General features: G+C 64.9%; 14 protein-coding genes. 13 read left to right on the top strand and 1 reads right to left on the bottom strand.

Features of this window, described 5'->3' with window-relative positions; genetic code table 11:
- The first annotated feature begins 4 nt into the window (after positions 1-4).
- The 3 genes from ABGN05_RS18305 to ABGN05_RS18295 are packed head-to-tail and all read left to right on the top strand — an operon-like array spanning position 5 to position 2,979.
- A complete protein-coding gene (locus ABGN05_RS18305) occupies positions 5-1,060 on the top strand; it encodes an LLM class flavin-dependent oxidoreductase (RefSeq protein WP_367955481.1) in 1,056 nt (351 codons plus the stop codon).
- Between the two features lie 46 nt (positions 1,061-1,106).
- Positions 1,107-1,712 carry a recombination mediator RecR gene (recR, locus tag ABGN05_RS18300; RefSeq protein WP_367955480.1) on the top strand — a complete coding sequence of 202 codons (606 nt, stop codon included), beginning with the start codon at positions 1,107-1,109 and terminating at the stop codon, positions 1,710-1,712.
- Positions 1,713-1,734: 22 nt separating this feature from the next.
- Positions 1,735-2,979, top strand: coding sequence for a lytic murein transglycosylase (locus ABGN05_RS18295; RefSeq protein WP_367955479.1), 1,245 nt, complete (start codon positions 1,735-1,737; stop codon positions 2,977-2,979).
- A gap of 45 nt (positions 2,980-3,024) precedes the next feature.
- Here the strand turns inward: ABGN05_RS18295 and ABGN05_RS18290 are convergent, their stop codons facing one another.
- A complete protein-coding gene (locus ABGN05_RS18290) occupies positions 3,025-3,477 on the bottom strand; it encodes an integrase core domain-containing protein (protein ID WP_367955478.1) in 453 nt (150 codons plus the stop codon).
- Positions 3,478-3,884: 407 nt separating this feature from the next.
- Between ABGN05_RS18290 and ABGN05_RS18285 the strand changes: the two genes are divergently transcribed.
- The 10 genes from ABGN05_RS18285 to ABGN05_RS18240 all read left to right on the top strand — a co-directional run bounded on the left by ABGN05_RS18285 (position 3,885) and on the right by ABGN05_RS18240 (position 13,703).
- Complete coding sequence (locus ABGN05_RS18285) at positions 3,885-5,507, top strand: ABC transporter substrate-binding protein (protein ID WP_367955477.1); 1,623 nt, start codon at positions 3,885-3,887, stop codon at positions 5,505-5,507.
- Positions 5,508-5,526: 19 nt separating this feature from the next.
- Entirely contained in the window at positions 5,527-6,492 is a 966-nt protein-coding gene (locus tag ABGN05_RS18280) for an ABC transporter permease (protein WP_367955476.1), read from the top strand.
- Complete coding sequence (locus ABGN05_RS18275; RefSeq protein WP_367955475.1) at positions 6,489-7,400, top strand: ABC transporter permease; 912 nt, start codon at positions 6,489-6,491, stop codon at positions 7,398-7,400. Before ABGN05_RS18280 ends, ABGN05_RS18275 begins: the two co-directional genes overlap by 4 nt.
- A 31-nt stretch (positions 7,401-7,431) precedes the next feature.
- On the top strand, positions 7,432-8,670 hold the full coding sequence (locus tag ABGN05_RS18270; RefSeq protein ID WP_367955474.1) for a CaiB/BaiF CoA transferase family protein: 1,239 nt from the start codon (positions 7,432-7,434) through the stop codon (positions 8,668-8,670).
- Positions 8,667-9,890 carry a CaiB/BaiF CoA transferase family protein gene (locus ABGN05_RS18265; RefSeq protein WP_367955473.1) on the top strand — a complete coding sequence of 408 codons (1,224 nt, stop codon included), beginning with the start codon at positions 8,667-8,669 and terminating at the stop codon, positions 9,888-9,890. The genes ABGN05_RS18270 and ABGN05_RS18265 overlap by 4 nt, the downstream gene beginning before the upstream one ends.
- A 64-nt stretch (positions 9,891-9,954) precedes the next feature.
- Positions 9,955-10,770 carry an enoyl-CoA hydratase/isomerase family protein gene (locus tag ABGN05_RS18260; protein WP_367955472.1) on the top strand — a complete coding sequence of 272 codons (816 nt, stop codon included), beginning with the start codon at positions 9,955-9,957 and terminating at the stop codon, positions 10,768-10,770.
- A 2-nt stretch (positions 10,771-10,772) separates the two neighbouring features.
- Positions 10,773-11,729, top strand: a complete 957-nt coding sequence (locus ABGN05_RS18255) for a Rid family hydrolase (RefSeq protein ID WP_367955471.1) — start codon at positions 10,773-10,775, stop codon at positions 11,727-11,729.
- The gene (locus tag ABGN05_RS18250; RefSeq protein WP_367955470.1) at positions 11,726-12,211 is read left to right on the top strand and encodes an FAS1-like dehydratase domain-containing protein; all 486 of its coding nucleotides are present in this window, start codon (positions 11,726-11,728) and stop codon (positions 12,209-12,211) included. Before ABGN05_RS18255 ends, ABGN05_RS18250 begins: the two co-directional genes overlap by 4 nt.
- Positions 12,208-12,678, top strand: coding sequence for a MaoC family dehydratase (locus ABGN05_RS18245; protein ID WP_367955469.1), 471 nt, complete (start codon positions 12,208-12,210; stop codon positions 12,676-12,678). Before ABGN05_RS18250 ends, ABGN05_RS18245 begins: the two co-directional genes overlap by 4 nt.
- Positions 12,675-13,703, top strand: coding sequence for an alcohol dehydrogenase catalytic domain-containing protein (locus tag ABGN05_RS18240; protein WP_367955468.1), 1,029 nt, complete (start codon positions 12,675-12,677; stop codon positions 13,701-13,703). The genes ABGN05_RS18245 and ABGN05_RS18240 overlap by 4 nt, the downstream gene beginning before the upstream one ends.
- Position 13,704 lies beyond the last annotated feature (1 nt).

Raw genomic sequence — 13,704 nt, 5'->3', positions numbered from 1 at the left:
ACTCATGGAACTCGGTCTCTACACGTTCGCCGATGTCGGCATCGATCCGGTATCCGGCGAGACGGCGGGCGCGGAACAGCGTCTCAAGAACCTGCTCGAGGAGATCGAACTCGCCGACCAGCTCGGGCTCGACGTCTTCGCGCTCGGCGAACACCATCGCCCGGACTACGCCGTCTCCTCGCCCGCGACAGTGCTCGCGGCGGCCGCGGCGCGGACAAAGGACATTCGGCTTTCGAGCGCGGTCACCGTCCTTTCCTCCGAGGATCCCGTCCGCGTCTTCCAGCAATATGCGACGATCGACCTCATCTCGCATGGCCGTGCCGAGATCATGGCCGGCCGCGGCTCCTTCATCGAATCCTTCCCGCTGTTCGGCTATGAACTGGAAGACTACGACACCCTCTTCGCCGAGAAACTCGAGCTCCTGATCAAGCTGCGCGAAGGCGAGAAGATCACCTGGCCCGGCGGCAAGCACACGCCCAGGATCGAAGCGCGCGGCGTCTATCCGCGCCCCGTCCAGGACCCGCTGCCGCTTTGGATCGCGATCGGCGGAACCCCGCAGTCGGCGGCGCGTGCGGGCATGTACGGGCTGCCGCTGGCGCTTGCGATCATCGGCGGCGAACCGGCACGCTTCGCGCCCTTCTTCGACATCTACCGCAAGGCGGCGCGGCAGTTCGGCCACGACCCGGACAAGCTCGCGACCAGCATCAACGTGCACGGCTTCGTGGGCGAGACCACGCAGGAGGCGGCGGACACCTTCTACCCGCCCGTCACGGAAGTCATGAACCGCATCGGGCGCGAGCGCGGCTGGGGTCCGAGCGGCCGGCGCGAGTTCGACGCCTCGATCAGACCGAAGGGCGCGCTCTTCGTCGGCAGCCCGGCGGAAGTCACCGACAAGATCCTCGCCAACCACGAGATCTTCGGCAACACGCGCTTCCTGATCCAGATGGCCATCGGCGTCATGCCGCATGCGAAGCTGATGAAGGCGATCGAGCTGTTCGGAACCCGGGTGGCGCCGGAGGTCAGAAAGGCGGTCGGCGAGCGGAAGGCGGCGGCCGAGTAGCATCGGCGCCGGTTCATTCGCCATTGTTTTGCGCTAGACAGGCGACATGTCGAAACGAATCGCCGGCCCCGAGATCGAACGCCTGATCCAGCTGCTTGCCAAGGTGCCGGGGCTCGGGCCGCGCTCGGCCCGCCGCGCGGCGCTGCATCTCATCAAGAAGAAAGAGCAGCTGATGGAGCCGCTTGCGGTCGCCATGGGCGAGGCTGTCGAGAAGGTTCGCATCTGCTCGACCTGCGGCAACGTCGACACGAGCGATCCCTGCACGATGTGCACCGACCCGCGCCGCGACGACACGACCATCATCGTGGTCGAGGACGTCTCGGATCTCTGGGCGCTGGAACGGGCCGGCGCTATGAACGCGCGCTACCACGTGCTCGGCGGCACGCTCTCGCCGCTCGACGGCATCGGTCCGGACGACCTCAACATTCGAGGCCTCGTCAACCGGATAGCGGCGGGGGGCGTGAGCGAGTTGATCCTTGCCGTCAATGCCACCGTCGAAGGCCAGACGACCGCGCACTACATCACCGACCAGCTCGAGGGCATGGGCGTGAAGGTGACGCGGCTCGCGCACGGCGTGCCGGTCGGCGGCGAACTGGATTATCTGGACGAAGGGACGCTGTCGGCAGCGCTCAGGTCGCGGACGGCGTTCTAGCTTCCCAAGACAGGAGGAGATCATGCGACGACCCGGTCTTTGGCAATTGCTCGCGCTGGCTCTTGCCCTGTCGATCTGCCTGCACACGCCGTCTTCGGCCGCCTCACTAAACCAACAGTTCCGCGCCTGGCTCGACGCCGACCTGTGGCCATCCGCGAAGGCGAGCGGCGTTTCGCGAAAGACCTTCGATGCGGCTTTCGCCGGCATAACGCCCAACCTCGATCTGCCGGACCTCGTCCTTCCCGGTGAGCTGCCCGCCACGCCCAAGACCCAGCACCAGGCGGAATTCCGTTCGCCCGGCAATTATTTCGCCGAGAACACGGTGCGCGGCGTCACGGCAGGCGGGCGCAACCGCGCCGCGCAATACGGCGAGGCGCTCTCGGCGATCAAACGGAGCACCGGTGTGCCGGCCGGGATCGTGCTCGCCATCTGGGGGCGGGAGTCCGGCTTCGGCAACGCGAAGATCCCGCACGACGCCTTCGAAGTGCTCGGTACGAAGGCATTCCTGGCGACTCGCAAGGAGATGTTTCGCGAGGAGGTGCTGGCGGCGCTGGTCATGGCCGAGCGCGGGCAGATTTCGCCGCGGGCGATGAAGTCGTCATGGGCCGGCGCGCTCGGCCAGCCGCAGTTCATGCCGACATCCTATCTAAAATACGCGGCCGACGGCGATGGCGACGGGCGCGCCGACATCTGGAACTCGGAGGCCGACACGCTCGCGTCCATCGCCAGCTACCTGAAGGCACACGGCTGGGTGGCCGGCCGCGACTGGGGCTTCGAGGTGACCGTTCCTTCCAATGTTTCTTGCGCACTCGAAGGGCCGGATCGCGGGCGGAAGATCTCCGAGTGGGCCGCGATGGGGATCGAGCGCGTGAGCGGCAGGCCCTTCCCGGAGCACGAAATGCGCGGCGAGGGATACCTGATGATGCCGGCCGGCCGTCACGGTCCGGCTTTTCTCGTTACGCCAAACTTCTACGTGCTGAAGGACTACAACGAAAGTGATGTCTACGCTCTCTTCGTCGGCCACGCCGCCGACCGCATCGTCTATGGCGACAAGGGCTTTTCCGGCTCATGGGACAAGGTCGGCGGGCTCGATCGATCGGACGTCGCCGCCCTTCAGCGCGGACTCGAGAGTCTCGGCCATGATGTCGGCGGCGCCGACGGTCTCGCGGGTTTCAAGACCCGCCGGTCGATCGGCGACTGGCAGGCGCAGAACGGCCTGAAGCAGACCTGCTTCCCCGACGCTTCCCTCGTGAAGCGCCTTCGGTGAGGCATCGTCCCTGCCGCCCCTCAAGCGGATGGGTGGATTCTGGCCTCATGCGGCCTGTTTTTCCAGCGTGGATTTCATTGCGAACTCGGCCGGCGGCATATTGCCGAGGGCCGAGTGCGGTTGGCGACGGTTGTTGTCCTGCTTCCATGCGGTGATGGCGCTACGCGCTTCGGGCGGCGTCGAGAACAGCGTGTCGTTGAGGCATCGGTCCCGGAAGCGGCCGTTCAGGCTCTCGACGAAGACGTTGTCCGGCAGGTTGTTTTCGGTGCCAAGGTTGGATTGGGCGTCAGGTCGGATGCGCTGCGAGCGCGGATCCGTATTTGTCGTGATGTCCGCTGGCTCCCTATCGTGACCAACGATGGAGGGAGCCGTGTGCATTATCGGGATGGACATACACCAGCCGCCGAGGTCGTGTCGTTGCTTGACGGCGAGATCGTAATGCTCTGGCGCGTCCCGATCGCGCGACAAACTGGAGGCGTTCGACAGGAAGGAACTCACCTTCAAAGGCCGCCTTGAATTCGTCCATCGATCCGTCAACGGAGGAGATCGCCGCGGCCAGTTCGGGGCTGGCTTCGCCTGTCAACGAATGCGCCGGACACGTCACAGCAGGTACCATGACGCAGACCGAGCCAGTCCATCCTAAGCCCGCTTTGGGTCCGGATGAAGGATGGCAGGACGCGCCGGCAGCGGTCTGCGCAAGAATCATGAAACGTTTCATTTACATCCCGGAATGACGGTGCTACGCTTCTGCTGCAATTCACAAGCAGGAGGCTCGGCAGCGCTCTTTATCGGCGATCCCGTCCAGATCCGAAGAAAAACGCTCGGATCACCGGCCCCGAGGCAGTACGTGACGCAGTGCTTCTCCAGATAGATCCGGAAAGGTCTGAGCAATGAAATGGGATGGCATGGACAGGTTGACTCCTACTCGCAGGAGCGTGTTGCTGGGGCTCGGCGGAACGGTCGCGGTGTCGGCACTGATGCCCGTGGACTGGGCGTCCGCACAGCAGAAGGGCGGTACGCTTCGCGTGACGATAGGTGGTACCCCGCCTGACTTCGACGTCCACCAGTCCGGCACTTACCTCACACAGCATATCTGCGCGCCATGCTACTCGACGCTGATGCGGATCGATCCGAGCGACACGACCAAGCTCGTCCCCGATCTCGCCGAAGGCTATGAAGTCTCCGAAGACGGGCTCACCGTTACGTACAAGATCAAGTCGGGCGTGAAGTTTCACGACGGCGGCGATCTTGTGATCGACGACGTCGTATTCAGCATCAACCGCATCCGGAATCCCCCCACGGGGATCAATAGCCCGCGCAAGAACACCTTCTCCAATATCGCGGAGGTCGAGGCCGCCGATGCCAACACGTTGAAGGTGACGCTGAAGCAGCCGCAGGCGGACTTCCCGTTCCTGGTAAGCAACCCGTTCAATGCCATCTACCCGAAGCGCATCGCGGAGCCGCTCGATGCGGAGGGGGTAGGCATGAAGCGGCAGATCGTCGGCACCGGCGCGTTCAAGCTGGCCCGCGCGGTTGACGGTCAGCTCTATGAACTCGTGCGCAACGAGGACTACTTCGGCGGCGCGCCCGCCCTCGACGGAATCCAGTTCTTCCCGATACCGGGCGAAATCGAGCGTAGCGTCGCCATCCGCGGCGAACGCGTCGATGCCTGTTTCCTCTTCTCCAGCCAGGCGGTCATCAGCGACCTGAAGAAGGCAGAGGGGCTGGTCGTGGGCGATGCGCTCACGCCGACCTTCGTCAACCTGATATCAAACGTGCTCAAGAAGCCGTTCGATGACCCGAGGGTCCGCGAGGCGCTGTCGCTCGCGATCGACCGCACGGCGTTCATCAACACGGTCGGTCCGTTGTCCGGCGCGAACTTCCACAGCCTCGGCCTGTTGCCGCCAGGCAGCCCCTATGCGTTGACCGAAGAAGAGGTGAAGCAGTTTTCCGGCTACGACACCATCCCGGGACTCGGCGGCGACATCGAGGCGAACAGGGCCCGCGCACGCGAACTCCTGAAGGAGGCGGGGGTAGAGCCCGGCTACCAACTCAAGCTGCCGACGCGCGGCGACCTTCCCGTCTTCCGCGACTCCTCGATCAATGTTGCCGCGCAGCTCAACACGATCGGCTTCGATGCATCCGTGGAGATCATGGACGTGGGTGCCTTCGTTGCCCGCGAGCTCGCCGGCGAGTTCGAAGTCCTTGTCCATTCCATCGCGGTTGCCGGTGCGCTGCCCGACATCATCCTCGGCGACGCATATACGAGCTTCGGTTACCGCAACTACGGGAAGTGGAAGGACGATTCCATCGACGCCCTGTTCCGCGCCCAGTCGGGCGAAGCCGATCCGGAGAAGCGTAAGGAGTTGATCCGGCAGCAGCAGCTCGCCTTCCTCGGGACGTACTATCACATCAACATGGCCTGGGTCGGCTTCGGGTTCGCCCATAGCGACCGGCTGAAGGGTTGGACGCCGTCCAACGATGGCTTCAGCAACATGCAGATGGATAAGGTCTGGCTTGAAAGCTAGGCGGAGCCAGCCCCGTTCGATGCTCAGATACGGACTCTTTCGGCTTCTCTCAGGATTGGTGACCCTGCTCCTGGTTGCAGCGATCGTCTTCGTCATCGTCCGGATCATTCCGGGCGATGCGGCGATCATCCTCTCCGGGGGCGACTCCGTCGCGGGGAGCGCGGAAGATCTCGAACTGGTGCGCGAACGGCTGGGCTTGAACCTGCCGATCCCGGTGCAATTCTTCATCTGGCTCGGCGATGTCGCCGCGTATGACCTCGGAACGTCCCTGCGCACGGGCAATCCCGTGCTGCAGGACATCGCACAACGGTTCCCGTTCACGCTTCAGATCGTTCTCATGGCCATGGTCATCGCGGTCGTCCTGGGCGTGCCGGCCGGCGTGATGGCGGCGCGCTATGTCGGTTCGTGGGGCGACCGGCTGCTGCAGACGATATGCGTGCTCGCACTGGCAGCCCCGTCCTTCTGGGTGGGCATCCTGATCATCCTCGCGCTGGTCACGGTCTTCAACTGGAGCGCACCGCTGTTCTGGGAGCCGTTCTGGTCGGACCCGGCCGCCAGCATCGCGCAGACGATCTGGCCGGCGCTTGCGGTCGGCCTGCGTCAGGTGAGCCTGATCGCCCGCATGACGCGTTCGATCATGCTCGATGTGCTGAACGAGGACTACATTCGCACGGCGCGCTCAAAGGGTCTGTCTGAAGCCAACGTCATCTTCCGCCACGGGCTTCGAAACGGCCTGCTGCCGCTCGTGACCCTGATCGGCTTCGAATTCGCCGCCCTGTTCGGCGCGCTGATAGTGACCGAGACGGTGTTCAATGTGCCCGGCCTCGGCCAGTATGTCGTCACGTCGATAGCCAACCGCGACTATCCGGCACTCCAGGCGATCGTCCTGATTCTGGCCAGCATCGTGGTGGTGGGCAATATCCTCGTCGACTTCACCTATGGCTGGCTCGACCCGCGCGTTCGGCTCGCAGGCAGGTCGAAATGAGCGGCATGACGATGCAGCCCGCAGCACAGTCCGCGTCCACGACCCGCCTCGCGGCCGAGCGGGGAACCCTGGAAAAGGTGCGCACCTTGATGCGACGCCACCCGCTGGGGACCTTCGGTGCCGTGGTGCTGGCGATCATGACGTTCGGCGGGGTCTTCGCGCCCTGGCTTGCGCCCTACGATCCCACGGTCGGCGATTCTACAGCGCTCTATCACCCGCCGAGCGCCAAATATCTGCTCGGTACCGATGCTTTCGGGCGCGACACGCTCTCCCGCCTGCTCTACGGCGCACGTACCTCGCTCATCATCGGTTTCGGCTCCAGCATGCTCGGAGTTGTGCTCGGCACCGCCGTGGGCATCCTGGGAGGCTATTTCGGGGGCTGGTTCGACGCTGTCAGCCAGCGCATCATGGATGCACTGCTGGCATTCCCGCTCCTGCTCCTGGCGCTGGCCATCAGCGCCGTGCTCGGACCCTCGACGATCAACGTAATCATCGCGCTGGGCATTCCCATCATCCCGCGCACCGCGCGCATTGCGAGAGCCGGCACGCTGTCGCTCAGGCACACGACCTTCATCGAGGCAGCACGCGCCACGGGATGCACCGACTCGCGCATCATCTTCCGTCACATCCTGCCGAACATACTGGGCTCCCTGCTCGTCATCGCGACGGCCTATCTGGGCCTGGTGATCGTCCAGGAGGCGGCACTGGATTACCTCGGCGCCGGAATCCAGGAGCCACAATCGTCGTGGGGGCTTATGATGTCGGGGTCGGCGACCACCCTGGCACTCGTGGCGCCGTGGGTCGTCATCTTCCCCGGCCTCGCTATACTCCTCACGGTTCTCGCCTCGAACCTTCTGGGCGACGCGGTGCGCGACGAATTCGATCCGAAGATGTCGCGCAACCTCTGAGCACCGCAGCCCCGAATGCAACGGAGAGCCCATGCCAATCGCGTCTGAACGCAATTCCAGTCTCGAGACACACGCCGCGCAACAGGCGCGGGGCGCACTGGGCGCCTTGTCCGTCGTGGAGTTCGGAGAAGGCACCGCTGCCGCCTACACCGCCAAGCTTCTTGCCGATTTCGGGGCGGACGTGGTCAAGGTCGAGAGGCCGCAAGGGGACCCGACGCGCAGCCGTGGACCGTTCCCGGACGGCAAGGCCGATCCGGATGCAAGCGGCCTCTTCCTGTATCTCAATTCGAACAAGCGCGGCGTCGTACTCGACGTGGAGACAGGCGCGGGCGCCGAAGCGCTGGACCGGCTTCTCACGTCAGCCGACATCTTCGTCACCGACGTCGCGCCGAGCGTTCTGCGAGCGGCAGGCTGCGATCCCGAGGTGTTGCGCGGGCGCCATCCGCGTCTGATCGTGGCCACGCTTTCGCCTTTCGGACGCGGCGGTCCCTGGAGCGACTGGATGGGCGACGAGCTGATCGCCTATGCCGCGAGCGGCATGGCCTATGGTACGCCCGGCATTCCGGACGCGGCCGACGACCTCTACGCCGAGCCGCCCCTGCACCCCTCCTGTTTTGCAAGCGAGACGATCGCCGGGGCCTCCGCAGCCGTCGCCGTGATGACCGCAGTCATGGGCCGGCGACGCACCGGCGAGGGCTGCCATCTCGACCTCAGCTTCCAGGCTGCCTCGGCGGCGGTGCAGATCAGGGATCTCATGCCGGCCTCGTACGGCGGCGCGATCTACAACAGGCTTCTCAATCCGACCTCCATTGGGCGCATGCCGAACTTCTACCTTCCGTGCCAGGACGGCTACGTCACGATCGCCGCACCGATGGACATACACTGGAACCGCCTTGCAGAGGCGATGGGCAATCCCGCTTGGGCGCTTAGCGCCGATTTCGCTACCGAGCCGGCAAGGGCCAGGAACTGGATCGAGTTGAGGGAAAGGCTGGCCGCGTGGGCAATGGGCTGCACGCGCAATCAGCTGCAGAGCATCGGGGAGCGGTACGGGCTCATGATGTTTCCGTTCCACTCGATCCGCCAGATGGCCGCGTCCGATCATGCCCGAGACAGGGCGAGCCTGGTCGATCTGGCAGTCGGAAATAGGCCGGCGCAGATGCCGGGCGCACCTTTCAAGATGGCGGCGACACCGTGGAGCCTACGTCGCCCGGCGCCACGGTTTTCCCCTGAAGACGATGCAGGCGTTGCGCCGATCGGGGAAGTCGCATGAGCACCTCCCCCAAGCCACTGCCGCTCGAAGGCATTCGCGTGCTCGATTTCGGGCAGTTTGTGGCGATTCCCTTCTGCACGCTCTGGCTCGCTCAGCTGGGTGCGGAGATCATTTCGGTGGAGTCGAGCTCACGTCTCACGGCACGCGGCGCACCGCCGTTCGAGGAGGGGCAGGAAGGCAACCGCAACGCCAGCGGCTACTTCAACAGCCTCTACGCCACCAAGAAGAGCCTCACGCTGGACCTCGCGACAAAGGAGGGGAAGCGGATCGTCCACGAGCTCGTCGCGGTGTGCGATGTCGTCGTCGAGAACTTCGCCACGGGAGTGATCGAAAAGCTCGGCTTCGGCTACGACGTACTGGCGCGCATCAATCCGGGGATCGTTATGATCTCCAACGGCGCATTCGGCAGAACGGGACCGATGAAGGATGGGCGCGGCCTGCATTCGACCGTCAACCTGTTTAGCGGCGTTGCGGATGTCACAGGCTATGTCGATAGCGGGCCGCGGATCATGGGCAGCGTGCTGCCCGACCCGCTTAGCGGAACCTACGCCGCCTTTGCCATACTGGCCGCTCTGGAACATCGCTCACACACGGGACTCGGCCAGTATGTCGACGTAGCCATGTACGAGGCGATGCTCACGCTGATACCCGAAGCTGTCATCGACCTCACGATGAACGGCGTGGAGCCGCGCCGCGTCGGAAACCGCGACAGGCAAAAGGCCCCGCACGGCATCTATCCGGCCGCCGGCGAGGATCGTTGGCTGGCGCTGAGCATCGCTGACGATCAGTCATGGCAGGCGTTCTGCCACAGCGTAGGACGCACCGACCTCGCTTCCGATTCACGCTTCGCCAATGCGCCGGCGCGTCTGGAGAATGTCGAGGCGCTGGATGCCGAAGTCGCGTCCTGCACGTCGGTACACGATCTCTACGCGATGGTGGCCCAGCTGCAGGCTGCGGGCGTGATGGCAGGCCCTGTGCTCCGCTCTGACGAGCTCCTGGACAATCCCCAGCTCGATGCGCGGGGCATGGTCGTCAGCATCGACCACCCCGTGGCGAACCGCCACCGCCACCTCGGTCTTCCGTGGACCATGGACAGCCTGGGTACGCGGTCAACCCGTGCGCCGCTGCTAGGCGAGCATAGCCGGGAAATCATCATCGGACTGCTCGGGCGAACCGAGGCCGAATACGAGCAGTTGGAACGCGATCGAATACTCACATGACTTCCGTTGCGCGCTGCGAGGCAAACAGGCCCGCCAGCGGCGGTTCGGAATTGACGGGGACTACATGGCCTATCGATACATCATCACGGAACAGGACGAGCACGGCATCGTAACGGTGACTTTGAACGATCCCGAGGCCAAGAACGCCGTCAGCCCGGAAATGAACGAGGAGATCGTCGCGGAGGTCGAGCGGATCGACCGCGACCCATCCGCGCGCGTGATGATCCTCACCGGCTCGGGGCGCATCTTCTGTTCAGGCGGCAACATCAAGAAAATGATCGAGAAGGGCAAGGTTCTCGAAGCCGAAGCGCCCTCGCCGCGCGACCAGCTGTCGCCCATCGATGTGGGCATCCGCAAGGTGGTCCACAGCCTTCGTCGCCTTTCGAAGCCGGCGATCGCCGCCGTGAATGGTCCCGCCGTCGGCTCCGGCATCGGCCTCGCCGCCGGGTGCGATATCCGGATCGCCTCCTCGGAGGCCAAGTTCGGCTGGGTCTTCGTGCGCCGAGGTATCGTCCCCGACGATATGAGCCTCGCCCTCGTGCAGCAGCTGATCGGCTACGCCAATGCTTTTGAATGGGGCGTTACCGGGCGCACGATCGACGCGGCCCGAGCCAAGGAGATCGGCTTCGTGGGCCACGTCGTCGCGCCGGAACAACTGATGGCGACGAGCCGCGCGCTGGCGCTGGAGATCAGCCAGAACTGCCCGCCGCTGACGGTGCAGACGTTCAAGCTGGTGCTGGGAGAATCGATCGGGCAGTCGCTGGAGGATTCGGCGCGCCTGGTTGCCAAGGCGCAGGAGTTCGTTAGCGCCACCGAGGATCACCACGAGGCTCTCAGAGCGTATGGCGAGAGACGTGCGCCGGTGTGGAAGGGACGTTGACGATGACCCGGCAGACCCTGCAGCCAGAATACTTCCCCTATCTGGATTATCGGCGCTTCGCGTTCTCGCTGGGCGTGATCGCCGACAGCGGCATCTGGATGTCGGGGTGCACGGCGGTGCGCCACGAGGCCGACACCAACAAGATGGTGGTGGACGGAGGCCTGATCGAGCAGGCGGAAATCGTGTTCGACAAGATAAGGCTGTGCCTGGACCCGGCCCGAAAAGGGCTCGGCGACATCACACGCGTCGTGCGCTACATCCGTTCCGACGTGCTTGCGGATGTTCCCGCTCTCGATGCGCTACAGCGCAGCTTGCTCGGCCCGTCGGTCGTTTCGACGGACATAGTCGTCAAGCGGCTGCTGCGCGAGCACGCGCTCCTCGAGGTTGAAGCCTTCGTACCGGGAATGCATGGCTTTCAGCACTTGCCGTCCGTGCTCGGCGCGACGGGCGAAGATGCGGAACGGGCGCTCGGCGTCGCGTTGCGAGACGGCCCCACCGTGTTGCGCCAGACTCAGTTCGTGGCGCCTGGCGACAAGGCACGGGCGCTGACTTTGCCGGAGGGCCACGCCGCCATCATATGCCCCTGCCTTCCGAACGGCGGCGAAGGCGTTCAGATCGAGACGACGATTGCACGGCCAGGTCCGTCAAACGTGGTCTTCCTTTCCGTTACCGGCGATCCCGCGCTTGATGGCATAGGCGCTCAATGCAGGGACGCGTACGAGCGCCTCGGGCGGATGCTCGATGCGGCCGACAGCAGCTTCGAGGACGTCCTCAAGACGACGGAATTCATTACGCCGGAGGCACTTACCTCCTACCGGGACACGGCACAGGTCCGTCGGGACATTTTCTCCGAGCCGTTTCCCGCTGCGACCGGCGTGGTCTGCGAAGGCCTTACGCGGCCGGGTTCGCTGATCGTCGTCGAAGCGGCGGCGCAGGTTGGTCCGGGAGCTGCCGGATGAGCGAGGACCTCGACGAGCGCCTGCTTGCTCACGTCGGCAGAGAGCAGACGTTCACCGCGCCGGAGCCGTTGGGAGAGGCGGCGGTGCGCTACTTCGCGCTGGCGACCGCAGACGCCAATCCGCTTTATGGCGACACCGAGCGCGCCGGTCGCAGCCGGCACCGAGGCATGATCGCGCCGCCCACGCTGATCTGCGAGACCAACCAGATTCTCGGAGGCGAGCCGGGTCGCGGCTCCGACGGCGTCGAGTGGGATCTCCCGCTCGAGGGACGCCGGTTCATGCGCAGCGGCAACACCTACGAGTTCGTCCAGCCGGCGAGGCCAGGAGATCGCGTCTCCGTGACGTGGAGGATCGTGGACATCGTTGCCCGTCGGACGAGCAGCGGAGAATCCGCCGTCTTTGTGACGTCGCGTGCCGACTACACCAACCAGAAAGGCGAGACGCTGGCCACCGACGTTGAAGCCAACGTGTATCTGAAGTGAGCACCTCGAACACAATGCACTTCGAGGACGTCCGCGTCGGCGATGCGATAGCGCCGATCGAGTTCCATTTCAGCCTGACGTCTCTTGTCCGATACGCGGCTGCAACCTGGGACTTCCATCCCTACCACTACGACACGGAGTTCGTCCGGCGCTTCGGCATGCCGGCGCCAGTGGCGGACGGTCAAATGCTCGGCGCCCTCATGGCCCGCATGATGATGTCGTGGGGCGGCGACGACGCCTATCTGCGGCGCCTCGGCTATCGCCAGCGCCAGCCGGTGTTTGCCGGCGAGACGGTGGTGTTCGAAGGCCGCGTTGTGTCGATGTCCGCTCAGTCGGGCGCAGGTCTCGTGGACGCGGTGCTCACAGCGAGAAAGACAGACGGCATTGTCGTGATCTCCGACGCCGCCGCAACAATCGAACTGGCTTCGGCCTCACTATCACAGCAAGACATTCGAGGCGCTCCATGAAGGCAGTCATTGTCCGCGAGCACGGCGAGCCAAGCGGTCTGTCCTACGAGACGATGGACGATCCGGTGCCAACGGGGCGGCATGTGCTTGTAAAGGTGCACGCCTGCGGAGTCTGCCGTCGCGATCTCCTTGTGCGCCGCGCGCCGCCGACGCGCGAGTTGCACAGCCCGCTGGTGCTGGGCCACGAGATCGCCGGCGAGGTCGTGGGCCTCGGACCGCGTGCCCGCGGTTTCCAGATCGGCGACCGGGTCGTGTCCACGCAGCGCGAATATGTCTGCGGTCATTGCACCAAGTGCCGTACCGACCGCGAGACCCTTTGCGCGGATCTGCGCTTCCTCGGCAATCAGGCAATGGGCGGTTATGCCGAGCTCGTCCTGGTCAACGACGACAATCTCTGCCAGCTGCCCGAAGGCGTCGACTATGTCGCCGCCTCCATCGTGGGCTGCCCCGTCGGGACGGCCTACAACGCAGTCTGCGATACCGGTCTGGTACGGATCGGCGAGCGAGTGCTGGTTACCGGCATGGGCGGCGTCGGCACGCATGCTGTCCAGATCGCGAAAGCGGTCGGTGCCTTCGTGATCGCAACGACCCGTGACGGGCGGAAGGCAGCCATGCTCAAGGAGCTCGGCGCCGATGCCGTGGTGGTGGCGCCCGACGGCGAGTTCGCGAAGTCGGTCCGCGAAGCCAGCGGCGCTGGTGGTGTCGATGTGGTCATCGACACGGTCGGCGGCCCTGCCTTCCAGCAGGCGCTGCGGGCCGTCGTTCTGGGCGGACGCATCGTCCTCGTCGGCGACGTCACCGGCAAGCCGGTCGAGGTAAAGATGACCAGCATCTACCGGAGGGGGCTGGAAATCCGCAGCGCAGTCAGCACGTCGCGCAGGCAACTGCAGATGGCGCTGCGCATGGTCGCAGCCGGCCAGATCCGCCCGCTGGTCGCCAAGACGCTTCCGCTCTCCGAGGCCGCCGAAGCCCATCGGATTTCGGAATCCGACGAGTTGCTGGGCCGCGTCGTGCTCATTCCGTGAG

This window comes from Aquibium pacificum (assembly GCF_040839445.1).
In the GTDB taxonomy this organism is placed as follows: domain Bacteria; phylum Pseudomonadota; class Alphaproteobacteria; order Rhizobiales; family Rhizobiaceae; genus Aquibium; species Aquibium pacificus.
Note: the sequence above shows the minus strand (reverse complement) of the source record. Positions and strands in the feature narration are given on the sequence as shown.

What these genes read in the sequence shown, in the direction of transcription:
- recR (WP_367955480.1), top strand. Translation starts at nt 1,107, where the DNA reads ATGTCGAAACGAATCGCCGGCCCCGAGATCGAACGCCTGATCCAGCTG.
- ABGN05_RS18255 (WP_367955471.1), top strand. Translation starts at nt 10,773, where the DNA reads ATGACCCGGCAGACCCTGCAGCCAGAATACTTCCCCTATCTGGATTAT.
- ABGN05_RS18280 (WP_367955476.1), top strand. Translation starts at nt 5,527, where the DNA reads ATGCTCAGATACGGACTCTTTCGGCTTCTCTCAGGATTGGTGACCCTG.
- ABGN05_RS18250 (WP_367955470.1), top strand. Translation starts at nt 11,726, where the DNA reads ATGAGCGAGGACCTCGACGAGCGCCTGCTTGCTCACGTCGGCAGAGAG.
- ABGN05_RS18275 (WP_367955475.1), top strand. Translation starts at nt 6,489, where the DNA reads ATGAGCGGCATGACGATGCAGCCCGCAGCACAGTCCGCGTCCACGACC.
- ABGN05_RS18240 (WP_367955468.1), top strand. Translation starts at nt 12,675, where the DNA reads ATGAAGGCAGTCATTGTCCGCGAGCACGGCGAGCCAAGCGGTCTGTCC.
- ABGN05_RS18285 (WP_367955477.1), top strand. Translation starts at nt 3,885, where the DNA reads ATGGACAGGTTGACTCCTACTCGCAGGAGCGTGTTGCTGGGGCTCGGC.
- ABGN05_RS18260 (WP_367955472.1), top strand. Translation starts at nt 9,955, where the DNA reads ATGGCCTATCGATACATCATCACGGAACAGGACGAGCACGGCATCGTA.
- ABGN05_RS18305 (WP_367955481.1), top strand. Translation starts at nt 5, where the DNA reads ATGGAACTCGGTCTCTACACGTTCGCCGATGTCGGCATCGATCCGGTA.
- ABGN05_RS18270 (WP_367955474.1), top strand. Translation starts at nt 7,432, where the DNA reads ATGCCAATCGCGTCTGAACGCAATTCCAGTCTCGAGACACACGCCGCG.
- ABGN05_RS18265 (WP_367955473.1), top strand. Translation starts at nt 8,667, where the DNA reads ATGAGCACCTCCCCCAAGCCACTGCCGCTCGAAGGCATTCGCGTGCTC.
- ABGN05_RS18295 (WP_367955479.1), top strand. Translation starts at nt 1,735, where the DNA reads ATGCGACGACCCGGTCTTTGGCAATTGCTCGCGCTGGCTCTTGCCCTG.